Source organism: Flectobacillus rivi (assembly GCF_030056655.1).
Lineage (GTDB): Bacteria > Bacteroidota > Bacteroidia > Cytophagales > Spirosomataceae > Flectobacillus > Flectobacillus rivi.
On the sequence record NZ_JASHIE010000014.1, the window covers coordinates 197,578 to 220,625 of the forward strand.

At 36.7% G+C, this 23,048-nt stretch carries 18 protein-coding genes and 2 rRNA genes; 9 read left to right on the plus strand and 11 right to left on the minus strand.

The annotated features are described in order from the left end of the window. Positions 1 to 6: 6 nt before the first annotated feature. Both QM481_RS19375 and QM481_RS19380 read left to right on the plus strand, forming a co-directional pair. Positions 7 to 780 (plus strand): biotin--[acetyl-CoA-carboxylase] ligase, encoded by a 774-nt coding sequence (locus QM481_RS19375; RefSeq protein ID WP_283382970.1) that lies wholly within the window; start codon positions 7 to 9, stop codon positions 778 to 780. A 297-nt stretch (positions 781 to 1,077) separates the two neighbouring features. Beyond that, on the plus strand, positions 1,078 to 2,739 hold the full coding sequence (locus QM481_RS19380; protein WP_283382971.1) for an AMP-binding protein: 1,662 nt from the start codon (positions 1,078 to 1,080) through the stop codon (positions 2,737 to 2,739). A 91-nt stretch (positions 2,740 to 2,830) separates the two neighbouring features. Here QM481_RS19380 and QM481_RS19385 read toward each other — a convergent pair whose 3' ends face one another. Then, positions 2,831 to 4,165: an MFS transporter gene (locus tag QM481_RS19385; RefSeq protein ID WP_283382972.1), complete on the minus strand. Its 1,335-nt coding sequence runs from the start codon at positions 4,163 to 4,165 to the stop codon at positions 2,831 to 2,833. A gap of 130 nt (positions 4,166 to 4,295) precedes the next feature. Here QM481_RS19385 and QM481_RS19390 point away from each other — a divergent pair, with 130 nt between their 5' ends. After that, the gene (locus tag QM481_RS19390; protein ID WP_283382973.1) at positions 4,296 to 5,678 is read left to right on the plus strand and encodes a BamA/TamA family outer membrane protein; all 1,383 of its coding nucleotides are present in this window, start codon (positions 4,296 to 4,298) and stop codon (positions 5,676 to 5,678) included. Between the two features lie 319 nt (positions 5,679 to 5,997). Here QM481_RS19390 and QM481_RS19395 read toward each other — a convergent pair whose 3' ends face one another. Together QM481_RS19395 and QM481_RS19400 are read right to left on the minus strand one after the other, a co-directional pair. Continuing rightward, entirely contained in the window at positions 5,998 to 6,468 is a 471-nt protein-coding gene (locus tag QM481_RS19395) for a LytR/AlgR family response regulator transcription factor (RefSeq protein WP_166550426.1), read from the minus strand. Positions 6,469 to 6,687: 219 nt separating this feature from the next. After that, the gene (locus QM481_RS19400; protein ID WP_166550425.1) at positions 6,688 to 7,338 is read right to left on the minus strand and encodes a response regulator; all 651 of its coding nucleotides are present in this window, start codon (positions 7,336 to 7,338) and stop codon (positions 6,688 to 6,690) included. Positions 7,339 to 7,708: 370 nt separating this feature from the next. Between QM481_RS19400 and QM481_RS19405 the strand changes: the two genes are divergently transcribed. Continuing rightward, on the plus strand, positions 7,709 to 8,290 hold the full coding sequence (locus tag QM481_RS19405) for a hypothetical protein (RefSeq protein ID WP_166550424.1): 582 nt from the start codon (positions 7,709 to 7,711) through the stop codon (positions 8,288 to 8,290). Between the two features lie 256 nt (positions 8,291 to 8,546). Here the strand turns inward: QM481_RS19405 and QM481_RS19410 are convergent, their stop codons facing one another. Both QM481_RS19410 and QM481_RS19415 read right to left on the minus strand, forming a co-directional pair. Then, positions 8,547 to 9,611, minus strand: a complete 1,065-nt coding sequence (locus QM481_RS19410) for a branched-chain amino acid aminotransferase (protein ID WP_166550423.1) — start codon at positions 9,609 to 9,611, stop codon at positions 8,547 to 8,549. 29 nt (positions 9,612 to 9,640) lie between these two features. Beyond that, positions 9,641 to 10,189, minus strand: a complete 549-nt coding sequence (locus QM481_RS19415; RefSeq protein WP_095167950.1) for a cob(I)yrinic acid a,c-diamide adenosyltransferase — start codon at positions 10,187 to 10,189, stop codon at positions 9,641 to 9,643. 414 nt (positions 10,190 to 10,603) lie between these two features. On the opposite strand from QM481_RS19415, the gene QM481_RS19420 reads away from it, so the two are divergent. Together QM481_RS19420 and QM481_RS19425 are read left to right on the plus strand one after the other, a co-directional pair. Beyond that, positions 10,604 to 11,119 (plus strand): SdpI family protein, encoded by a 516-nt coding sequence (locus QM481_RS19420; RefSeq protein ID WP_166550422.1) that lies wholly within the window; start codon positions 10,604 to 10,606, stop codon positions 11,117 to 11,119. A gap of 65 nt (positions 11,120 to 11,184) precedes the next feature. Then, the gene (locus tag QM481_RS19425) at positions 11,185 to 12,411 is read left to right on the plus strand and encodes an S-adenosylmethionine:tRNA ribosyltransferase-isomerase (protein ID WP_283382974.1); all 1,227 of its coding nucleotides are present in this window, start codon (positions 11,185 to 11,187) and stop codon (positions 12,409 to 12,411) included. A 123-nt stretch (positions 12,412 to 12,534) separates the two neighbouring features. Here the strand turns inward: QM481_RS19425 and QM481_RS19430 are convergent, their stop codons facing one another. After that, the gene (locus tag QM481_RS19430; protein ID WP_283382975.1) at positions 12,535 to 13,809 is read right to left on the minus strand and encodes a replication-associated recombination protein A; all 1,275 of its coding nucleotides are present in this window, start codon (positions 13,807 to 13,809) and stop codon (positions 12,535 to 12,537) included. Between the two features lie 121 nt (positions 13,810 to 13,930). Here QM481_RS19430 and dcm point away from each other — a divergent pair, with 121 nt between their 5' ends. After that, on the plus strand, positions 13,931 to 15,166 hold the full coding sequence (gene dcm, locus QM481_RS19440; RefSeq protein ID WP_374760919.1) for a DNA (cytosine-5-)-methyltransferase: 1,236 nt from the start codon (positions 13,931 to 13,933) through the stop codon (positions 15,164 to 15,166). Here dcm and QM481_RS19445 read toward each other — a convergent pair. The 3 genes from QM481_RS19445 to QM481_RS19455 all read right to left on the minus strand — a co-directional run bounded on the left by QM481_RS19445 (position 15,142) and on the right by QM481_RS19455 (position 19,526). Continuing rightward, positions 15,142 to 15,909, minus strand: a complete 768-nt coding sequence (locus QM481_RS19445; RefSeq protein ID WP_166550418.1) for an Eco47II family restriction endonuclease — start codon at positions 15,907 to 15,909, stop codon at positions 15,142 to 15,144. The two genes, dcm and QM481_RS19445, sit on opposite strands and share 25 nt — an antisense overlap. Positions 15,910 to 16,014: 105 nt before the next feature. Continuing rightward, positions 16,015 to 17,544 carry an RtcB family protein gene (locus QM481_RS19450; protein WP_283382976.1) on the minus strand — a complete coding sequence of 510 codons (1,530 nt, stop codon included), beginning with the start codon at positions 17,542 to 17,544 and terminating at the stop codon, positions 16,015 to 16,017. A gap of 461 nt (positions 17,545 to 18,005) precedes the next feature. Next, positions 18,006 to 19,526: a TROVE domain-containing protein gene (locus tag QM481_RS19455; protein ID WP_283382977.1), complete on the minus strand. Its 1,521-nt coding sequence runs from the start codon at positions 19,524 to 19,526 to the stop codon at positions 18,006 to 18,008. Positions 19,527 to 19,654: 128 nt separating this feature from the next. Between QM481_RS19455 and QM481_RS19460 the strand changes: the two genes are divergently transcribed. Further along, a complete protein-coding gene (locus tag QM481_RS19460; protein ID WP_283382978.1) occupies positions 19,655 to 20,659 on the plus strand; it encodes a helix-turn-helix transcriptional regulator in 1,005 nt (334 codons plus the stop codon). A 388-nt stretch (positions 20,660 to 21,047) separates the two neighbouring features. Continuing rightward, on the plus strand, positions 21,048 to 22,280 hold the full coding sequence (locus QM481_RS19465; protein ID WP_510186020.1) for a transposase: 1,233 nt from the start codon (positions 21,048 to 21,050) through the stop codon (positions 22,278 to 22,280). Between the two features lie 343 nt (positions 22,281 to 22,623). On the opposite strand, the gene rrf is transcribed toward QM481_RS19465, so the two are convergent. After that, a 5S ribosomal RNA gene (rrf, locus tag QM481_RS19470) occupies positions 22,624 to 22,735 on the minus strand. Positions 22,736 to 22,830: 95 nt separating this feature from the next. Next, positions 22,831 to 23,048 (minus strand): 23S ribosomal RNA (locus tag QM481_RS19475); the annotation flags it as partial.

Consider the following 23,048-nt stretch of genomic DNA (forward strand, 5'->3'; position numbering starts at 1 on the left):
ATAACCTTGTACAAAATTCAACCCAATACTTTATTTACTGGCAAAATTATTAAATATCTGCCAACTTGTCATTCTACTAACGACATTGCGGCTGAAATGATTCAATCGCAAGAGGTTTTTGAAGGAACGATTATTATTACAGACCACCAAACTACGGGTCGTGGACAACGAGGAAATTCGTGGGAAGCTGCAATAGGCCAGAATCTTACTTTGTCATTGATACTCAAGCCTACATTTCTTCGTGCTTCAGATCAATTTCAGCTCAATGTAGCGGTGTCTTTGGGTGTTCATGAATTTTTGAGTCAATATCTGCCAGAGGGTTTAACGATAAAATGGTCAAATGATATTTATCATTATGACAAAAAATTAGGTGGTATCTTAATCGAAAATACGCTCCAGGGATACAATATTGGGTACTCTGTTGTTGGAATCGGACTTAATATTAACCAAACTCAATTTGGCGTTGCAACGGCTTCATCTTTGAGCTTGGCGGCAAATGCTGCACAAAGCTATGATTTAAATACTTTGCTTGCTCAATTAGCTGAAAAAATTGAAAAATATTATCTGCAAATAAAACAGGGGTATTATGAATCTCTCAAAATACAATACCTCAGAGTAATGTACAGATACCAAGAATGGCATTACTTCAGAAAAAATGGTGAACTTTTTTTAGGGCAAATTATCGGAATTGACCAAACGGGTAAATTGGCGATTGAAACTGAAGACGAAGAGTTGTTGTATTTTGACTTCAAAGAAGTTCAATTTGTCATTAACCCTTAGTTAATGTCGTGGTATAAACGAAGCAAAACTCTGGAAAAAGATATATCCTAACAACATCGTTAGAAAACACATCAAAAGAACTCTTACGATAGCCTGCCTATTCATGACATCGGGGTTAGATATTGGTTTGTATTACGCCACAACTCTCACCAAAAAATTCAAACAAATATAATCAAAATTCAATTTTATTCTTAAATTGTCTTCAAAATTTCTAAAGAAACTGTAAAACAGGTTTTGTTAAGAGGTGCCCATAGTCACCTCAAATAATGCCTATTTAGCCTCAATTGCTATTTTGATATGAAAAGACAATTTAAGTCAATGGTTGAAAATTTTTGCCATTGGGAAACTCATACACCAGACAGCATATTTCTAAAACAGCCACATGGCACCGAATTTAGAGATTTTAGCTATCAGGAAGCTGGGCAACAAATTCGGAAAATGGCACAATGGCTTCTTTCCCAGAACTTGCCTCCACGTAGTAATATTGGGATTTTGTCCAAAAACTGCGCCCATTGGATTATGACCGATTTGGCCATTAGCATGGCCGGGCATGTGTCTGTTCCATTTTATCCTACTCTTACCGACGAGCAACTTCGGCAGGTGCTGGTTCATTCAGATTGTCAGGTTTTATTTGTTGGAAAGTTAGACGCTTGGGAATCTATGAAAGGTGGTATTCCCACGAGTATTCGTTGTGTGTCCTATCCTAGTTATTACGAAGGAGCTCCAAGTGAATTCGAAAATTGGGAATCCATCACTAAAATAACCCATCCTTTGGCTTCTTTCGCTTTAGCTAGTTATGAAGAGGTAAGTTCTATTGTCTATACTTCGGGGACAACAGGTGTACCAAAGGGTGTTATGCTCACACATCAAGGACTAATTTCGGCATTAGAACATACAAGGGAAGTGGGGCTATTAGACACCTCAAACGCTCGCTTTTTTTCGTATTTGCCACTTTGTCATATCGCAGAGCGAACTCTAGTGGAATCTGCGGGAATAGCCTCTGGGGGTACGATCTATTTTGCAGAGAGTTTGGACACTTTTGCATCTAATCTTCAAACAGCCAATCCTACCCATTTCTTGGCTGTACCTCGCATTTGGACAAAGTTTCAGTTGGGTATTTTATCAAAATTACCACAAAGCAAACTCGACCTTTTACTCAAAATACCCATTGTAAAAAGTATTATCCGAAATAAAGTGAAAAAGGGATTAGGTCTTGCAAAAGCAGAATTAATTTTGACTGGTGCAGCCCCAATGCCAAGTAGCTTGCTGGAATGGTTTCATAAGCTTGATATTCAAATCCGAGAAGCTTACGGCATGACTGAGAATATGGGCGTAGCAACAATTATGCCTCCAAAATATAAAAAGGGAACCGTTGGCAAACCTCATAATGGCGTTACTATCAAAATAGACCCCAATACTCAAGAGCTACTAATGAAGGCTCCATGGAACACTGTAGGTTATTACAAAGAACCCATTATGACTCAGGAGTTATTTAAAGATGGGTGGCTGGCTACAGGAGATATGGCTTCTATTGATGAAGAAGGCTATATTTCTATTATTGGTAGAGTAAAAGATATGTTCAAATCTGCCAAAGGCGAATATATTGTACCTACACCCATAGAGGGAATGTTGGCGGTAAATCCAATTATCGAACAGGTGTGTGTTGTAGGAACAGGTTTACCTCAGCCCATCGCATTGGTAGTTTTATCTGAGATTGGAAAAAATACAGAAGAGACACAACTACGTGAAGTTTTTCGGGAAATGATCAAAAGAGTTAATCCACATTTCAAAAACTATGAGCATTTACGAAAAATAGTCGTTGTGAAAGAGGCGTGGTCAGTCGAAAACAATATGCTTACCCCTACCCTTAAAATCAAGCGAAATGTCATTGAAAAGCATTATCATGGGCAATTAGAGAAGTGGTTTGAAAGCCCAGAAGAAATAGTTTTTGAGAACTAACTTTTACCATAATATGTTGGCTTTCAGTATTGAGAAGAATATATTTTTAATACTTTCTCAAAACTGAAAGCCAACACTTAATCACCAGCAATTAGTGCCCTGCACTCATGCTTACCACTTGTCCTTCTTCCATTTTTTTGGATTTAATCAACATCGTGGCAGCCGCTGCTATTAGTAAAAATATCCCTGCAAAAGTTACAGCTTTACCAGAATCATTATCTAAGAAATGTTCAAGCACATAGCCAAAGGTTAAATTTTGGATAATCATCGGAATTACAATCATCATATTAATAATTCCCATATATACGCCATAACGCTCCTTTGGAATTTCGGATACAACCATCAAATAAGGTATTCCCATCATACTTGCCCAAGCTATACCAAAACCTGTCATAGGAGCAAATAGCATATACTTATTCTCAATATGTGGAAAAATCAATAGACCCACACCTGCCATAATCAAACATAATATATGAACGAGCTTTGGACTACTCTTTTTGGCTAACCAAACTAAGCCAAAAGCTGACATAAACGTGGCAACATTATACCAGCCATTTACTAAACCTGTCCAACCTACGGCCTCTTGATACAAGTCTGGGTTTTCTTTAGGTGTTGTTTTCCAAACCGATAAGGCGATACTTTTAGAAGCATTTTGCCAATAACAAAATAAAGCATACCATTGAAACAAATACACCAAAGCCAATTGCCACATCACTTTCGGCATATCTTTGATAGCTGACAAAATCTCAATGATAGGCTCTAACAAACCTCCTTTATTCGCTCGTATTTTAGCTAATTCTTCCTCACTTGGCGGTATCTCTTCCGTTTTTGACATTGACCACAACACCGAACCTATCGAACATAATGAACCTAAAAAGAATGAACCAAATACCCAATATGGAATTTGTCCATAAGAACCTGTGATATTTTTTTGGAAAACGAACAAGGATACGTTAGCTAATGTAATTCCTAGCCCCGTAAAGAAACTCTGAGTCAAGAAACCTGTGGCTTGTTGTTCCTCGGGTAAAACATCTGCAATAAATGCACGATAAGGCTCCATGGCAGTGTTATTGCCTGCATCCAAAACCCACAATAGACCTGCTGCCATCCACAACGAACTACTAAAAGGATAGATAAAGAGCGTCAAACTACAAAGGAGCGCTCCTATAAAAAAGAAAGGCTTGCGACGTCCCCAACGAGGGTGCCAAGTCTTATCACTCAAAGCCCCAATAAGCGGTTGTATCAATAACCCTGTAACTGGACCAGCCAAATTCAATAGTGGTATTTCGTCGGGACTTGCTCCCAAAAAGTCATAGATAGGATTTACGGCACTTTGTTGGAGCCCAAAACTATATTGTATGCCAAAAAATCCCACATTCATATTAATGATTTGTGAGAAGGTAAGTGAAGATTTTAAGGATTTCATAAAAATGGCTAATTTGTGGAAATAGAAAACAATAATAAGAATAAATTAGCTTTATTTAAGAAACTTTTTCAATTATTTAAGTTCACCAAACCTAAGCCCCGAATTTGCTCGACAGCTTATTTCTCAAAGTATGTTTTTAGTAACTCTATTTTGTCATCTCCTTCATTTTTCACAACCTGTCGAAAGTGATTCATCCCTGATTGTTCGTCATATTTCTATTCAAGGAAATCAACGTACAAAGGCATATATCATTCAGCGAGAGCTAGACTTTCATGAAGGAGATACCATCAACACCCGCGATTTAGCAAAAAGAGTTGAATTAAATAGAAGAAAGGTCTTTAATACGAGCTTATTTAATTTTGTTGAGATCAAACATAACAAAGATAGCCTATCCAATAGGCTGGATATTTTGATTAAAGTACAAGAGCAATGGTATATACTTGGATACCCCAATATTCAAATTGCTGACCGAAATTATAATGAATGGTGGAATCGTGGTGGAAGACTAGACAGATTAATATTTGGGGCTAACATTACTCATGCCAATTTTAGAGGTCGTGCCGAAAAATTGATTCTGAATGCAGAGGTAGGATTTACGCAAAAACTAGAGCTTTTTTACAGAATACCCTATATCGACAAAGTACAAAAAACAGGTTTAGGGCTAGGTATTTCCTATTCTACCAATAAAAATGTTGCCTTTGGTACTTTGCACGATACCCTGAGTTATATCAAGTCAGATAATAGTCTGCGACAGAGAATTTATGCTTTTGCTCAACTCAAAAAGCGCTATCATTTCTACGATAATCACACCCTTGAACTTCGATACAATCAAAACTGGATAGCCGATACGATTCGAAAAGCTAATCCTAATTACTTTTTGGAGGGAGCTAATACCCAACGCTATGTTCAATTAAGCTATTATTTCAATTACGATTTCCGTGACAATGTAGTTTTTCCTTTACGAGGTTATCGGTTTGAGGTATATCTCAACAAACTAGGGCTATTACCATCAGATAATCTCAATCAATTGGATATTACGCTCACAGCCAATAAATATTGGGCCTTAGCCAATAATCTCTTTTTGAATATTGGAGCTGAAGGAAAAATATCACTCCCTAATAAGCAACCCTTCTTTAATACGAGAGGCTTGGGCTATGGTACAGACTTGGTACGAGGTTATGAGCTCTATGTGATTGATGGACAAAAATATGTTTGGGCACGAATGAATCTAAGAACCAAACTTTTGGATAAGACCTTAACTATTAAATGGATTAAGTCGTCTCAGTTTAATAGAATTCCTATTCAAATCTATCCAAATTATTTTGTTGACTGGGGATATGTACAAAACGAATATGTGTATAAGAACCTTAGTGCTTTAGCAAACAAACCCTTGTATTCTACAGGATTGGGAGTAGATGCAGTAACGTATTACAATCTAGTTGTAAAATTGCATTGGGCAATTAATAGAGAAGGAAAATCTGGGATTATTTTCAATATTACTAGAGAATTCTAATGAAGAGGCAGTGGAACAATCGTATAAAGAAGTATCTACTTATTGTTTGACAAATAAGTTCTTCATTTTTACAGGCTCTATTTTAAACACTTGGGAAGACGCAAGCATTGCATCTCTACAATCAGACATGATTCCCTCAATATTCTTGACCCATATAAAAGACAAAAGGAGACGTTAAGAACATCTCCCTGTGCAAATTAATAGTTCTACACCTATTATCTTAAATATTTTTTAGCTGGATTAGCTATTTTAAAAACATGGGGCGACAAGGGTCGCCCTTGTTTCCTAAATACCTAACCACTAATATTTTTTACTATGATTAGTTTTCAAAGTATTGACGTCTTTTTTCTAAGAAATCTTTTTTCTTACGGCGTGATACACTGATTTTTGCTCCACCTTTCAACTCCACATACATATCTTCTTTCACATCGTACTGAACAATGTAGTTCAGGTTAACCGCAAATGACTTGTGAACTCTCACAAACATTTCGGCATCTAATTTACTCAAAAAATCTTTCATTGTACGAGAAACTAGTAAGTTTTTTCCATTACTGAAGTAAAACTTGGTATAATTGCTCGTTGCTTCGAGATGAGTGATGTCTTTCCAAGCCACAGAGATGCTTTTTTTGCAGCAAACAGGCAAAGAAATAAAACCTTCTTTGATATTCTCACGTTTTACAACGTCAGAAATTTTTGGTAGACGAAGTGTCTCCAATGAGTAGGCATTGTATTCTGTTGATGGTACAGATACAGCAATAGAGGGCAAGTTAGAAATTCTTGATGTTACCATGATAGTTAATAAGTTACGTTCGGAAAATATAAATATTTAAAGGACTAAGTCATGGTTAGGTAAATTGGTATCACAAAATTCCTGATTTTTATGGTACCTGTCAATCACATCATGATGTGATACCTATCCCCCAATACACCTAGTAATCACTAAATCCATCTATTTTCTCTTCGTAAAATACTACTTTCAGTATTTTGAACTATCTATGGTTTTCTACTCTTACACAATTCTTTCATGAATTGCCTTTGCCACTGCCTCTGTTTGCGAATGAACATGAAGTTTGTCATATATCTTTTTGATATGCGAACGTACAGTGTCCATAGTTATACCACATTTATCAGCAATCATTTTATAGCTATTCCCTTTTACCAACAAATTAAGAATTTCGGTTTCGCGTTCTGTAAGCTTATACGATACATTGTCTGCCACACGTGGTTGTTGTTGGGGCAACATTTGTAGTACTTTTCGGGCAATACTGGAAGTCATTGGAGCTCCACCATGGTGCGCATCAATGATTGCTTCAAGCAATTTGGTAGGCGGAGTGCGCTTGAGCATATATCCTACTGCTCCCGAGCAGATAGCTTCAAAGATGTTTTCGTTATCATCAAATACCGTGAACATCAATACGTTAACCTGTGGGGCTATTCTCTTTATTGTCTTCAGACCATTAATACCATTGGCAACGGGCATATCTATATCCATCAATACCACGTCGGGTTTGTATAGGTTTACTTGTGACTCTACGTTTTCGCAGTTCACAAAAGCTCCGACTAATTCAAAACCCATAGAACCTCTCAAGAGTACCGAAAGGCTCTCTCGAAGATCTGGATTATCTTCATACACAACTATTTTGATGGGTGATGTATCCATGTTTAATTTTCCTTTATTGATTAATTCCAAGCAGTAATAGATGTTTTTGCTTTCAAAGGTGAATAAAACCCGTGATAAGCGTCATAAATATACAAAGAAAAGCTAGAGATAGCCTTCAATCAGAGGATAAAATGAGTTAACGCCACATCATCATGTGATATGTGTATATTTGCCATGAGCACAAAAGCTCATAAGCTATTTTTTTTCTGTTATTAATACGATTAATAACGGATTCATTCGGCAAGACGCTCATTTGTGGAGTATTAATAGAAACCTAACAAACGACTCAGAAAGTTTTCTTACCTTTGTCACAATACTTTTACTGCATATTTGTTAACCATACATAGTGTTACTCAATCATTCATTTATTGTGAAAAAACAAATACTTCTCTTCTGTTCTATTTTTCTTTTAGGTGGATTACAAGCTTGCCAAGAAAAGAAAAGTAACGACCAAATTCAAGTCAATAGTCTCGATGCCACTACTAACAATCAAGGCTCAGATTTGAACAACTACTCTCCTATTTTTCAGTCAATTCTAAAATCAGATGCTGGAATGGCGAGAGGTGTATCGTTAGGTGATACATTCGACGGTATCAAAGAAAGTACGCTTCCTTCTGAAACTCAACCAGACAATGGTCGTAGCTACACAGAGTATTTTGACAATACTGACCTCAATTTTGCCGACATTTTATATAGTAAGGATAAAACCAATAAAGTAAGCGAAATTGCGATAGATGTTTATATAGAAAAACAGCCAACAGTTGATAGCCTTTTTCAAGAATTCAAATCGTACTTTAATAAAAAATACGGTGCTGGAACAGACAAAACAAAAACTACCTCTTGGGAAATTGCTGATGGAAAGCAATTGCTAGTGCTTCAAAATGTAAGTACTCAAAAAGACCCAGGTTTTAAAATTGTTTTTGCTAACAAATCTGACAAAGAAGTTCAATAAGGTAATATTCAAATAACAAAAAGGAGTCATTCCAAATTTAGTGATTTGTGATTGAGTGATTCTTTTAAGAAGAAATTCACCGGTAGAGACACAATAGTTTGTAGTTAAAGATGTATTCCTTTGAAATATAATATCAAAAAAAGCGGTCGAAAAACAATTTTCGACCGCTTTTTTTGATACTCAGTTGGAGCATAACTCAAATACCCAAATTGATGATGTCTCCAATTTGTTATTTGAGAAAATAATTTCCAAATCACTAAACTTTATATACCCAACCTCTTGAATCTTCTTTCACACCTAAACGAATTGAGTTAATTTCTTCATACACTCTTTTCGAGAAAGCATCTGCTGGGCGCTCAGGTAATTCGTAGTCTTGTCCTTCAAAACCAATCGTTGAAATTGGAGCAATAACAGCCGCTGTACCAGCACCAAATGCTTCTTGTACTTTACCTGCTTTAATTCCTTCTACTAATTCAGCTACTGAAAGTTGGCGTTCTTCTACCTCCATACCCCAATCACGAGCGATTTGTAATACAGATTTGCGAGTCACACCATCCAAAATAGTATCGCCTGTTGGAGCTGTTACCAATTTGTTATCAACTACGAACAATAAGTTCATTGTTCCTGCTTCTTCTACATATTGGTGTGTAGCTGCATCTGTCCAAATGATTTGGTCATAGCCTTCTTGTGCTGCCAACTGCGTTGGGTATAATGAACCACCGTAGTTACCTGCATTTTTTGAGAAACCAACACCACCATGAGCAGCACGGATATATTGAGTTTCAACTTTCACACGCAAAGGCTTGCTGTAGTAAGCTCCTACTGGACAGTTGAAAATCATAAATTTATACGTTTTTGAAGGCGTAACACCTACGTATTCGTCAGTCGAGAACATAAAAGGACGAATATACATAGAACATCCAGGCTTAGCAGGAATCCATGCAGAATCGAGCTTTAACAATGCCGAAAGACCTTCCATAAAGATATCTTCAGGAATTTCTGGCATACACATACGAACAGCAGACTTGTTCAAACGAGCCCAGTTGTCATGTGGTCTAAATACGAGGATTTCACCTTCAGCATTTTTGTAGGCTTTCATACCTTCAAAAATTGCTTGACCATAATGTAGCGACATCATCGCTGGCGTATAAGAAATAGGACCATAAGGTACAATTTGAGGCGTTTGCCAAGCACCATCTTTGTAATCAACCACCAACATGTGGTCAGCAAACGAGCGTCCAAAAACTAGGTTGTCGAAATCAACCGCATCAATTCTCGATTTCTCAATCTGATGAATTTCGATTTGCACTGTATCTGTCATATTAATATTGCGTTATGCTATTTTCTCAACTAAACTCTGGCTTTCCAAGCCACTTCTGCCACACCGAGTTGTTTGGCCATAAAACGGCAAAGTATAAATAAATAATCGGATAGCCTATTCAAATAACGGATAACCAAGTAATCGGTATCGTTTTCTTCTGCCAATCGTACCACTTGGCGTTCGGCTCTTCGACATACGGTTCTGGCTACGTGCCCAAACGATACATGTTGATGCCCGCCTGGCAAAATAAAGAATCGCATAGGTTCTAAGTCTTCATTCATGACATCCATCGCTTTTTCCAAAGCTTCGATATCACTCTCGTGCAAATCAGGAATTTGTTTCTTTGTTTGCTCTGGTTCTGAAGCCAATATCGAACCAATGGTAAATAATCTATCTTGGATTTCTTTTAAAAGGGCTTTTTTATCTGTATTTACTTCAAAATCACCCAACAATCCAATGTAAGCATTCAGTTCATCAACTGTTCCGTAAGCTTCAATTCGCAATTCTGCTTTCGAAATTCTTGTACCTCCTACTAACGAAGTTGTCCCTCGGTCACCACTTTTTGTATAAATTTTCATGAAGAACTTAACCGTCAAAGTTTTACAACTAACCTAATTTTTTACCTCTCGAAGCTAATTCATAGCCAATCAATTAGCCCAAATGCTTAATAATACAAAGCTATGTTTTTTTTGAGGATTTTTGCTTATAAAATTGCAAAAAATAATTGTTATAACAACAAAATTTTATTTGGCGTAAATCCTTCAAACTCTAGTCAATATCCATTCGACACCAAACATCCTAATGCGATTAGTCAAGAACTGAAAAAAGTCAATCGAGAATTGTTTTCACAAAATTAGAAAACCTAAGCTTTCTGAAGTAATTTTGCAGTCTGAAAAATGGGGATTTAGTCGCTCAGTCTCATGTCATTGGTTCATAAAACGTAAATCTGACTAAATCACAACCCTACCAAAGATAAGAGACAGTCTGAAAAAATGAGTGTAGAATTATTTATCTCAAGAACGTGGCGTTATGCCTCTATGTTAGCATTTGCGCTAATATTGTTGTTTACCTATCGTGGTCTACCAGATTATACAGCAGTTCACTTTGGGCCAAATGGTAGAGGTGATGGCTTCTTACCTAAAGACCAAATTTTCTATCTCTTCTTAGCCATTTCTCTGGTTGTCAACATTTTGCCTATTTCCTTGGCAAAAATGATCAATAAATTACCAGATACGTCTTTCTCTTGGATTCCTAATAAAAAATGGCAAGCCAATCGTAAAGACTTAAATGCTGCCATAGGCAACTGGTTGAACTTTCTCCCTGCTTTTATCAATACTTTTTTGATTTTAGTTCTTCGTGCTATTCTTACCCTCAACGACGATCGCAGTTTTAATACAAGTTATTCTTACTTGCTAGTAGTGGGCGTGGTACTTACTTTGGCTTGGTTATTTTATTTGCCTATCAAATTGTTATATACCAGTCCAACTGTAGTAGAAGTAGAGGATTAATTTGACAACAATTGCTCTAATTCCGAAACTAAAAGTATCGGTACAAATACTTAATTAACAATACCATGAACGAGCATTCTATAACAGATATAAAGTTATCTGATTATACTTATGAGCTTCCTGATGAAAGAATTGCCAAATTTCCCTTGACCGAAAGAGACCAGTCCAAGTTGCAGGTATATCATCAAGGTGAAATTACACATACTCAGTTTTATCAAATCACAGACTATCTTCCACAGGGTAGTCTGTTGGTTTTTAATAATACCAAAGTAATTCCAGCAAGAATTCATTTTCAAAAACCGACAGGAGCTACCATTCAAATTTTCTTATTACACCCCATTGCTCCAACAGCGGTCATCAATTTGGCTATGGAGGTAAGCGAAAGCTGCATTTGGGAATGTATGATTGGCAACAAAAAGCGTTTTAAGAAAAATGATATTCTTCAACGTACTTTACAAGTCAATGGTCATGAGGTTATTGTATCAGCCAAACTAGCCGATGAAGAGCAAAATCATGTAGAGCTTTCTTGGCAAAATTTGAGTAACGATACTCCTATTCTATTCGTAGATTTGATTCAGTCATTGGGTGAAATCCCTTTGCCTCCTTACTTGAATCGCGAAACAGAATCTTCTGATTATGAAACTTACCAGACTGTTTATAGTGAGAAAAAAGGAGCTGTAGCAGCACCAACCGCAGGATTACATTTTACAGAAAGGGTTTTACAAAAACTTCAGGAAACTGGTTTCAAACAAGATTTTTTGACCTTACACGTTGGCGCTGGAACCTTCCAACCTATCAAGGTTGAAAATATTGTAGAACACCGCATGCACAACGAGCAGATTGTTTTTTCCAGAAATAATCTTCAGATGCTAGTACAACACGAAGGTCCTATTATTCCAGTGGGTACCACGTCTATGCGTGCGCTTGAAAGTTTGTATTGGTTTGGAGTAAAATTAGGAAAAGGTGATTCTGAATTTTTCATTGAAAAACTCTATCCATATCAGCATACGGAGACTCTTCCTAGTCGACAAGAATCATTTGCGACTATTCTAAATTTCATGGAAAGCAATGATATTGAAGAGCTTACAGGGGAAACCGAGATTTTTATTTTCCCTGGTTATCATTTCAAGGTTTGTAGAGGAATTGTTACCAATTATCATCAACCTGAAAGTACTTTGGTATTACTTATCGCTGCCCTTATCGGCGAAGATTGGCGTAAAGTATATCAAGAAGCTATGGAGAAAGACTATCGCTTTTTAAGTTACGGCGACTCATCGCTGTTGTTGCCATAATAATAAGTTGTGAATAATAACATCTTATACTAACTGCTTACCAGTCGGCTATTAGCTTTTAAGTCAAAACGAAAAAACATTTTTCATTTGCCCAAAGCTGATAGCCGAAATCCCAAAGCCCTCTTAATACTGATACCATTCTCCCCAATCATTCCGTAATTTTTGACGGATTTTTTCTTCTGCTGAATTTTGTTGTGGTTCAAATAGTTTTGTTTTTTCTATCTCTTTCGGAAAAAACTCTTGCTCGGCAAAATTCCCTTTATAATCGTGAGCATACTTATAACCTTTGCCATAATCTAAAGATTTCATCAGTTTTGTTGGTGCATTTCGCAAATGCAGTGGCACAGGGAGATTTCCCGTTTGTCTAACCAACTCTTGTGCCTCGCCGATTGCCAAATAAGCAGAGTTACTTTTGGGAGATGTCGCCAAATAAATGACCGCCTCCGATAAGATAATCCGAGATTCAGGCATACCAACCACCCGAATCGCCTGAAAACAAGTATTAGCCATCAAAAGAGCATTAGGATTTGCCAAACCAATATCCTCAGCAGCCAAGATAACCAAGCGTCTGGCAATAAACTCTATATCTTCGCCCCCTTCCAGCATACGAGCCAACCAATACACAGCCGCATTAGGATCTGAACCCCGAATAGACTTAATAAATGCTGAGATAATGTCATAATGTTGCTCGCCATCTTTGTCATACATCGCAATATTTTGCTGCAACTTATCCACCACCATTTCATTGGTAATCTTCAATGATTCTCCAGTCTGCTGGAAATTTGTAACCAATTCAAGGATATTATACAGCTTTCGTCCATCACCTCCCGAAAACTGAAGAATAGCATCGTATTCAACAATTTCTATATCTCTATTTTTCAGAAAACTATCTTTTAGTAAAGCCTGATTCAACATCAATATCAAATCATCTTTTTCCAAAGGTTTCAGTACATATACCTGACAACGAGACAATAATGCCGAAATTACCTCAAAAGATGGGTTTTCAGTGGTAGCACCAATCAGCGTCACCACCCCTTGCTCCACAGCACCCAATAGAGAATCCTGTTGTGATTTTGAAAAACGGTGAATCTCATCAATAAACAGTATGGGCGAAGGCGTATCAAAAAACTTTTGTTTCTTGGCAGAATCGATGGTTTCACGAATGTCCTTTACTCCTGCACTAATAGCAGAAAGTGTATGAAAAGGGCGCTTAAGGGTTTTAGCAATGATACTCGCCAAAGTAGTTTTACCAACCCCTGGAGGTCCCCATAAAATAAAGGAAGGAATCCGCCCAGCCTCAACAGCTCTGCGCAAAACAGCTTTTTCTCCAACCAAATGGTCTTGACCCACATAATCATCAAGCGTCTGCGGACGCATCCTTTCGGCTAATGGTTGCATGATTTCTATCTTTTTTATTCAAATAAAACATTCTCAGCTTCAAAATAAATCCAAAACAAATTGTTTATCAAAAAAAATAGCCTAATTTTGTAACCATTGTATAAGGTTAAACAAGGTGGTTATGGATGATTTTTTAACACTAAATGAGGCGGCTGAAATAATAGGCAAAAGTAAAGAAACTTTGAGAAGATGGGATAGAGAAGGTAAACTTCAAGCCGTACGCGAACCAATGAGTAATTATCGTGTGTATTCTCGAGAGCAATTAAATATTTTTAATGATTTTATCAAATCAAAAGAGGATAAAGAAATTTCAAACTATGAAAAACCATTATATCCTTATTCAGTAGTAGAGCTTTTTGCGGGTGCAGGAGGGTTAGCCATTGGTCTCGAACAGGCTGGTATAGAGTGTACAGCTTTAAATGAAATTGATAAATGGGCTTGTGAAACACTAAGACGTAACAGACCACACTGGAATGTATTAGAAGGAGATATAAAAAGCTTTAATTTCTCAGAATACCATAATCAAGTCGACCTGGTAACTGGAGGATTTCCTTGTCAAGCTTTCAGTTATGCAGGAAAGAAGCTTGGGCTAGATGATGCTAGGGGTACGTTATTTTACGAATTTGCCAGAGCTGTGCAAGAAATCAACCCATTGATTTGTGTCGGTGAAAATGTGCGTGGTTTACTAAGTCATGAGAATGGCAAAACACTTCAAGGCATGATTTCAATTTTGAATGAAATTGGCTATAATGTAGTACCTATTCAAGTATTAAAAGCTGTTAATTATAAGGTACCTCAAAAACGTGAACGACTTATCTTAGTTGGAATCAGAAAAGATATAGATATTCCATTTGAGTATCCTAAACCTTATAAAAAGATATATAACCTTGCTGATGCTTTAAAAAAGGGTGAGCTTTTTGACACTGACGTACCTGAGTCTGATGGAGCCAAATATCCCAAATCAAAGAAAGTTGTATTAGATTTAGTGCCTCCCAAAGGATACTGGCGTGATTTACCTTTGGATGTTCAAAAGAGTTATATGGGTAAAAGTTTTTATCTAGGGGGTGGTAAAACTGGAATGGCTCGTAGAATTGGATGGGACGAACCTAGTCTTACCCTAACTTGTTCTCCTGCACAAAAGCAAACGGAACGTTGTCATCCAGAAGAAACTCGACCATTCACCGTACGTGAATATGCAAGAATTCAAACATTCCCAGATGACTGGAAGTTTGCTGGTTCTACCTCTCAACAATATAAACAAATTGGTAATGCAGTACCTGTTAATCTTGGCAGAGAGGTAGGTTATTCAATTGTAAAATTTTTAAATCAGTATTACAGTTTATCAAAACCCAGATAATACTGGTAATTTTCATACGTAATTTCATTAAGGATGGTTCTACCAGATTTTTGAGACCCATCCTTAATTTCGATTAGTGCGGAGTTTTGCTTTTTCTCAGACTCTCCAGCACTAATACTTTTCAGATAATCCTCTATCACTTTTGGTAAGACACTATATAATTGAAATAGTGCATTATCAACTCCAGTAAGTAGTTTATAAAATTGGTCTCCCGATATTTTATAGACTCTACTATGGCTATATTCTTTACCATTAATAATACTAGTCCATTTTTCGCAAAAACTTTGTGTAGCTAATATTTGTACCCAATAGCACTTTGCTTGTTTATGATCATCTGCATATCGTTTTAACTTCTGAAACAGACTTTCAGCAGCACTACTATTCATCGTATTATGCTTATTTTTAATATCAGCAAATAACGTGTTGTCAATAGCCTTAATATCAAATCCGCTCAAATTTCCTTTTTCGTAACCAGCTATTCCTCCAAGTATTTCTTCATGAAAAGTTCCGATTGAATTATTGATTGATTTATCTATTTGACGTAAAATCTCAGCCTGAATCAATGCTTCCTCATCCATATTATTGAATTTTACATCAAAAACCATTTTAAAAGCATCAATTTTATTACTATAGAATTTCTTTTTATTAATATCATTTTTTGCCTTTTGATAGGATTTATAAAGATTAGCAACACAATTCAATAAGTGCTCGTCGCTAATAAATGATAAATAGGTATTTGCCATAGATGTTATTTTTAAATTTTGGATCAAAAATAAAATTTAAAAATAACAAAGCCTTCTATTTTCAGAAAAACTCCTGAGAATAGAAGGCTTATTGTTCATAAGATTTTAGTCTTCTGCCTTTTCACGACCGTCGGCCATTCGAACGATTTTTGGACTAAACTGCGCTATTACATGTACTAAATCCGTTTGGGCATCCATGACCTTCCGAATATCCTTATATGCTTGAGGAGCTTCATCCAAATCGGCACCAATGAGTTGTACTTGTGCTTTTTTTAATTCTGTTTGCAAATCATCCTTTGTCAACATACCAAGTGCTTTGGTTCTTGACATTTTACGACCTGCACCATGCGAAGCAGAATTTAAACCTTCATTTATTCCTTTTCCACGAATCACATAGCCAGGCTGAGTCATCGAGGCAGGAATAATCCCTAAATCTTGGCTACCAGCAGGCGTAGCTCCTTTCCGATGCACAATCACAGGGGTTCCATCAGCAAGGCGTTCTTCCCATGCAAAATTATGGTGGTTCTCGATTCGCTTCAGTGGGTTTTGATTGAGAGCAACAGCAATTTTATTGTGAATCTCATGATGATTGGCAGAGGCATAATCACCTGCTAAATTCATGGATAACCAATATTCTTGCCCTTCATCGCTATTCATATCTAGCCAAGCCAAATGTTTAGCTTCTTTAGGAAGCCTAGTTTTTTGCATAGCTATCTTTGAATAATGATTGGCAATAGCCCCTCCAAAGCCTCTTGAACCCGAATGTGACAATAACGTAAGGTATTTTCCTACGGGTAAATCCATCAGCTCATCCTGTGCTAACACTTCCAATACTCCCCACTCAACAAAGTGATTTCCCGTTCCTGAAGTTCCTAATTGTCGATATGCTTTATCCTTTAAGTCACGAATCAATTTTGTCGCAGTCCACTCCGAGCGGTCAAAAAGCGTATCGTCATATTTCTGCTTCGACTCTGATCCCATCCCAAAGAAACTATGGTATTCAAGCATTTTTTTCAACAATTTATCTTCTCGTTGAATCATCGACACAGGTAAATCAAATACGCTCATACACATACGGCAGGCAATATCGACCCCAACAGCATACGGTATAACAGTATCTGCTTTAGTGGCTAAAACCCCACCAATAGGCAATCCGTATCCTTGATGTGCATCGGGCATCAATGCACCTGCTAATGAAATAGGCAACCTCATGGCTGTTTGCATTTGGTCCAAGGCGCCTTGCTCAATGTAATTTCCTCCGTAAATACGGTACGATAATGCTTCTTCTCTTAAGTCAAAGTAATTTTCTGCCTGACGACCAGTCTTAGGTAATTCATATTTAGGTTTGCTTTTCTCTGCCTCCAACAAGGATTGTCCATATTCTGATAAAACAAGTTCCTGACCTAATTCTTTCAAATGCTTGGTGTAAAGTGCCAAATTGGTTAGTTTGTTTTTGGAAAAACTAAACTTCTTTGGCGAATCTATCATTTGAGCAAACAACAACAATATATGTGACTTGGGATAAACCTCATTTTTTAACAAACCATTGGCTACCCTTAAAAATTTTGGATAGGCTTCTTCATGATGTACACCCAATTGTTGTAAATCTTCTTGGGTAATGATTTCTGTTTCCATTTTTTTAGAATTTGTACAATTGTTTTAAAAGATGTAGAACTATTTTAAAAGGGATTGAAGAGGTAACAGACAAAAAGCGACATTATTAATTTGCTCTACCACTGAGCTACTGTACGAGACAGGTAGGAGTCGAACCTACGACACAATTAGCCGAAGTAGCGCTTTTTTACGACACTCTTCAATATCTTAATAAACCAAAGGCAATGAGCAAAAAGCGATGATAAAAGGAGTCGATTACATTCGAAGTATCGCTCTTTTACGGCACTCTGGTAGTTTTTTGTAAAAGCAATAGGCAGGTCGAGAATGGGGCATTGCATTGCTGGAGTCGAACCAGATGACCTCATTGTATTACTCAATCACGCCATTCCTCCCCTATATTGGAGCGAAGTATCTCAACCTTACGGCATTTTACAAAATCTTCAATATGATAGCCTTATGCTTAGAACTTAACACATCAGTATTTATAATTCTATTGCTTGAATAAAATCCACAATACTCTGTCCATTTTCTAAGGCATCGAGTACTTCAAAAACTTTATCCGACCAGCCCGCCAACAAATACACATCTCCTGATTCTACTCTCAAGGGGCTTTGACCATAACCCGCCAAATCAAAGAGATATAATTTTGCTTTGGGATATTTACTCTTATACTTTTGCCAAGTCGTTTGAATGCTATTTATATTCCTATTTTGGTTATTCCATAACTGTGTATCCGTAAAAATCATGACTTTGTCAGCTCGATACTCACGTTTTAGCAAATCCTCAATTACCAAGTGTGCATTCGTTGAATATCCTACTTCGCCTTCACGTCTATGAAATGCTTCCACATTTGATAATATATTTTTGTTGGGTACGGGTATAACCTTCCAAGTATCTCCAAACATTCCTGTAATTACATTTTTGCAACGACTTTGTAAAATCATAGCTAATAACAAACCTATATCGAAATACATAAGGCTGCTTTTGGCAGATAACTTTTGCTGCATCGAACCAGAGACATCACAGGCCAAAACAACTTTAGTATCAGCACCAAACCCCTTCATATTTTGAGCACTTACCAGCATTGCTTTTTCTAACGTATCAAAAACGCCAGAAACCCGACCATCAGTTAAATTACTCAATTCTCGATAAGCAGACCAATATCTAAATGGCAATTGCTTAGCACTCTTGATGGCGCTTTCATCAGCTAAGTACGTTAAAACCATATCTAAACATTCATCCGAAATATTACTTTCCAGCATATTTCTCAGATTTCTTAGCAAGGCCATATAACCTACTTTCTTGCTCAGAATTAGCTCTTCCCACTTGTCTTTGAAGGCTTTATTTTTTGCCTTTTCACTTTCAAAACGAAGCTGTCCAAGCGCAGAAAGTTCAGTTTCCCATGTATATGGTGTTGATAAGGTATCTTGGGTGATTTTATCAAAAACTGCTTGTTGTGCTAAATCCTTAGGTTTCGGATGAACCAAGAACAAGGCATCTCTTAACTTTACCTCCGTATTTTGATTATACTTTGCAAACTGATATTCATCAAACTGATTAAAAGCCTTTGCTAAACCTTTTTGAATTTGTTTCGAAAGTCTATTCAATCGCTTTGTACCTGTTCTTTGATTAGTTTGCTGATAATAGGCTAATATTTCTGTGATCTCATCTGGTCGCATAACTACTTGCTCAATAGCTTTTCCGACCCATGCTCCTGCCTCAGCTTTTTTCGCTAACTCTACCGAAAGCACAATTGGCACAGAGCGCAAGTTCATCGAACGACGCGCATATACGGCTAATTTAGCGCAATATTCTGGCGATACTTTTTCAATCAATTGTTGTAGGCGCACTAATCGGTCTTCAGCTTTTTCGTAGAAACTGTCATGAAGCAGGCTCGACACCGTAGCACTATATAATTCCATTTCTGGACTCAATTGATACGAAGGTACTCCTTCATAATTTTTGAGAATAGTATTAGTCTTCTTTAAGAAATTGAATTTCATGACATTAGGTTGTTTTAAATTTCTAATACAAAATTGCATGGTGTCTACGCAGTCTTTTTGCGTAGTTCAATTTATTTTTACTTTTTTGTAAAAATATCTCAAAAATCTATAAACAGATCGAATCAAGTATGCCTACTAATAGAAATGCCCTTATCCGTTACAAAACAATCGATGCTTGTTTACAAAATCGTCAGCGGAAATGGACCTTGGAAGATTTAATAGAAAAAGTATCAGATGCGCTCTATGAATACGAAGGAATTGATAAAGGAATCAGCTTGCGTACCATTCAAGCAGATATTCAAGTTATGCGTAGTGATAAATTAGGTTATGAAGCCCCAATAATCGTTGTTGATAAAAAGTTTTATACCTATGCTGATCCTAACTTTAGTATCACAAAATCACCTATTACACAAACAGACCTTATTCAAATGAATGAAGCGCTGTCTTTATTAAAGCAATTCAAAGGTTTTTCTCATTTTGAACAATTGAGTGAAGTGGTCAATAAGCTGGAAGAACATGTTTATAGTGCTCAAGAAAAACGAAGTTCAATTATTGATTTTGAAAAAAATGAGAACCTGAAGGGACTCTCATTTTTAGACGACCTTTATCATGCAATTTTAGCTAAAAAAGCTCTTGTTATAACTTACAAGTCATTCAAAGCACGACAGGAGGGTGTTTTTATATTTCACGGATGGTGGTTAAAAGAATTTAAAAACCGTTGGTTTCTAGTAGGTAAAAGAAGAGCAAATGAAAGTATTTTACATCTTGCACTAGATAGAATCCAAAGCCTTCACATCTCCGAAGACATTACTTATCTACCAAATGATACCATTGTTCAAGAAGAATACTATAAAAATACCATTGGCGTAACTGTAAATAATCTTCGTCCACAACAAATAGTATTAAAGTTTACTCCTTTGCATGCTCCTTATGTAATTACCAAACCTTTACATCACTCACAAAAGGTTATTGAGGAAAATGAGAGAGGACTCACCATTGAATTAGCTTTACAAATCAATTTTGAGTTAGAAAAAGAAATTTTAGGTTTCGGTGATGGAGTTGAAGTTTTAGCTCCTCTAAAGCTAAGAAAGGTCATTCAAGGTAGACTAAGCCGTGCTTTAAATTATTATTAATTCGAAAAAGCAACATGATTTTCAGCTTTACTCCATCTTGTCGGGTCATTAAAATATCTATTGAGTCTTGTAAAACGAAAAAGCCATTCTATCGAGATGGCTTCTGTTTACTTTGTAATATTTTGAAGCTTTTTTAGGCTTCCCTTTTAGAGCATAAGCAATTGATTATCAAGCATTTTTATCAAAAAGCAATCCCCGAAAATGCGCACATTTGGCATATTTCGGGGATTTTTGTATTTTAGATGTGCTACCAAATTAAAATACTCATGCAATATACTCTATTCGACCTCAATTCTCCAAATTTTACTAAATTGACTGGGCGTCCCCGTACTTATTCAAGAACAATACAGATTTAGGCTCTATTTATCAGACAATAGACTGGGCGTCATTGATAAAGCTTCTTCCTGAGAAAAAAACCATGGTAGGAGCTCCCTCTTGGCTTCCGCCACAAGGCTACTTCGGACTTATGTTTCTTAAACATTATCTAAAACTAAGTGATGAGAAATTACTGGAACGATTCAATACTGACTGGGCAATTCAGATGTTTTGTGGCACATTACTGCCTGATAATAAAATGATTAAGGATAATTCTTTTGTATCAAGGGTACGAGGATATCTTGGAAAATATGTTGATTTTAAAGAGTTTCAGCACAAAATAATTGAGAACTGGCAAGACGAAATTCCAGATAAAAATATACTTTTAGAAGACGCAACCTGCTATGAAGTTTATATTCGTTTTCCGACTGATGTCAAGCTTATTTGGGAATCCTGTGAATGGTTATGGGCAAAGCAAATTCCAGCAATTTGTAAGTTAAATAGGCTAAAAGAACCACGTTCAAAGTTCAAAGACCAGCGCAAAAAACATTTGACATATAGTAAACTTCGCAAGAAATCTCATCAGAAAACTAAGGCAAGAAAACGAGCAAGTTTACGCTTATTATTGAAGGGGATTACTGAATTTCAGCAAATTCTTAATCAAACAAAAGCAGTTAATTTAAGTTCTCAGGATGCCCAAATTTTTAAGACGATTAAGGTAGTTTATCAACAACAGAAACATCACCTAGACAATCCCAAAGCTAAGATTTCAGACCGAATCGTAAGCATTTACAAGCCCTACATCAGACCGATTGTCAGAGGAAAAGAGAATAAACCCGTCGAGTTTGGTATCAAAGTACATAAGATGCAGGTGGGTGGAATTAATATAATTGAACATGATAGTTACGATGCCTTTAATGAATGTAAAAGATTGAAAATAAGTATACTAAAGCACAATAGGATGTTTGGAGAATGCTCTCATATATCAGCCGATAAGATTTATGCGACCAATGAAAATCGAAAACATTGTACTAAAAACAAAATTCAAACGAACTTTTGTCGGAAAGGAGCAGGAAAAGATGATAAGCTAACTAAGAAAATAAAGGATATTTTAAATAAGCAACGAAGTACTAGTTTAGAAGGGAGTTTTGGGACGGAAAAAGAGCATTATTTACTCAATAAAATCAAGGCTCACAATCCTAAAACAGAGAAAGTTTGGCTGTTTTTTGGAATCCACACAGCGAATGCTGTTAAGATTGTAAGACGACGAGAAAAAGCCAAAAAAGAGATTCCCCAAGCTGCTTAAACAATCCTATTTTACTGTCAAATTGAATAGATCCTAAAATGATAGGGTTAGATAGGTATGCTCAAACTTTAGAGGTAAAAAGGTTGGATAGTTGAATCTGGCAGAAAATTGTATTATTCATAGTTTGACTAGTTATCAAATAAAAAAATCCACTCGTACTTGAGTGGACTTTTCGTAGGTCTTTGCTGGAAAAGGTAATTTTCAAGGGAAGCCTTTTTACTTTCCCGTATTGGTCGCGATGCGTAGTCCGGGGCTCGTAGCCTGCAGTATCCTCAACGGTGCTGAATCTTGTAAAACGAAAAAAGCCACTCTTTTGAAGTGGCTTCTTTTCTAATTTGTAATATTTTGGAGCTTTTTTACTTTCCCGCATTTGATTGCAGTATCATCAACGGTACTGGGCTTAACTGCTCTGTTCGAGATGGGAAGAGGTGAACACCAGTCCTATCGGCTCCATAAAACCTGCGAGAATCTCTTCTCTATGTCTTATAGTCCAATTGACGTATATCGTGAAAGATGTTGAACAAGTAAGAATTAAATCCTTAGTACAGAGATATCATAAGCTCTTGGGTAATTAGTATTGCTCGACTCTGGTATCTCTACCCATACATCTGCAACCTATCGACGTTGTCATCTACAACGGCCCTTATTGGGAATACTCATCTTCAGGTCAGTTTCGCACTTAGATGCTTTCAGCGCTTATCTGGTCCCGACGTAGCTACTCAGCTATGCCCTTGGCAGGACAACTGATACACCAGAGGTCAGTCCAAC

Bases quoted from the DNA above. Each gene is read 5' to 3' on its own strand.
- QM481_RS19380 (WP_283382971.1), top strand. From the start codon at position 1,078: ATGAAAAGACAATTTAAGTCAATGGTTGAAAATTTTTGCCATTGGGAA.
- QM481_RS19385 (WP_283382972.1), bottom strand. From the start codon at position 4,165: ATGAAATCCTTAAAATCTTCACTTACCTTCTCACAAATCATTAATATG.
- QM481_RS19390 (WP_283382973.1), top strand. From the start codon at position 4,296: ATGTTTTTAGTAACTCTATTTTGTCATCTCCTTCATTTTTCACAACCT.
- QM481_RS19395 (WP_166550426.1), bottom strand. From the start codon at position 6,468: ATGGTAACATCAAGAATTTCTAACTTGCCCTCTATTGCTGTATCTGTA.
- QM481_RS19400 (WP_166550425.1), bottom strand. From the start codon at position 7,338: ATGGATACATCACCCATCAAAATAGTTGTGTATGAAGATAATCCAGAT.
- QM481_RS19410 (WP_166550423.1), bottom strand. From the start codon at position 9,611: ATGACAGATACAGTGCAAATCGAAATTCATCAGATTGAGAAATCGAGA.
- QM481_RS19415 (WP_095167950.1), bottom strand. From the start codon at position 10,189: ATGAAAATTTATACAAAAAGTGGTGACCGAGGGACAACTTCGTTAGTA.
- QM481_RS19420 (WP_166550422.1), top strand. From the start codon at position 10,604: ATGAGTGTAGAATTATTTATCTCAAGAACGTGGCGTTATGCCTCTATG.
- QM481_RS19425 (WP_283382974.1), top strand. From the start codon at position 11,185: ATGAACGAGCATTCTATAACAGATATAAAGTTATCTGATTATACTTAT.
- QM481_RS19430 (WP_283382975.1), bottom strand. From the start codon at position 13,809: ATGCAACCATTAGCCGAAAGGATGCGTCCGCAGACGCTTGATGATTAT.
- dcm (WP_374760919.1), top strand. From the start codon at position 13,931: ATGGATGATTTTTTAACACTAAATGAGGCGGCTGAAATAATAGGCAAA.
- QM481_RS19445 (WP_166550418.1), bottom strand. From the start codon at position 15,909: ATGGCAAATACCTATTTATCATTTATTAGCGACGAGCACTTATTGAAT.
- QM481_RS19450 (WP_283382976.1), bottom strand. From the start codon at position 17,544: ATGGAAACAGAAATCATTACCCAAGAAGATTTACAACAATTGGGTGTA.
- QM481_RS19455 (WP_283382977.1), bottom strand. From the start codon at position 19,526: ATGAAATTCAATTTCTTAAAGAAGACTAATACTATTCTCAAAAATTAT.
- QM481_RS19460 (WP_283382978.1), top strand. From the start codon at position 19,655: ATGCCTACTAATAGAAATGCCCTTATCCGTTACAAAACAATCGATGCT.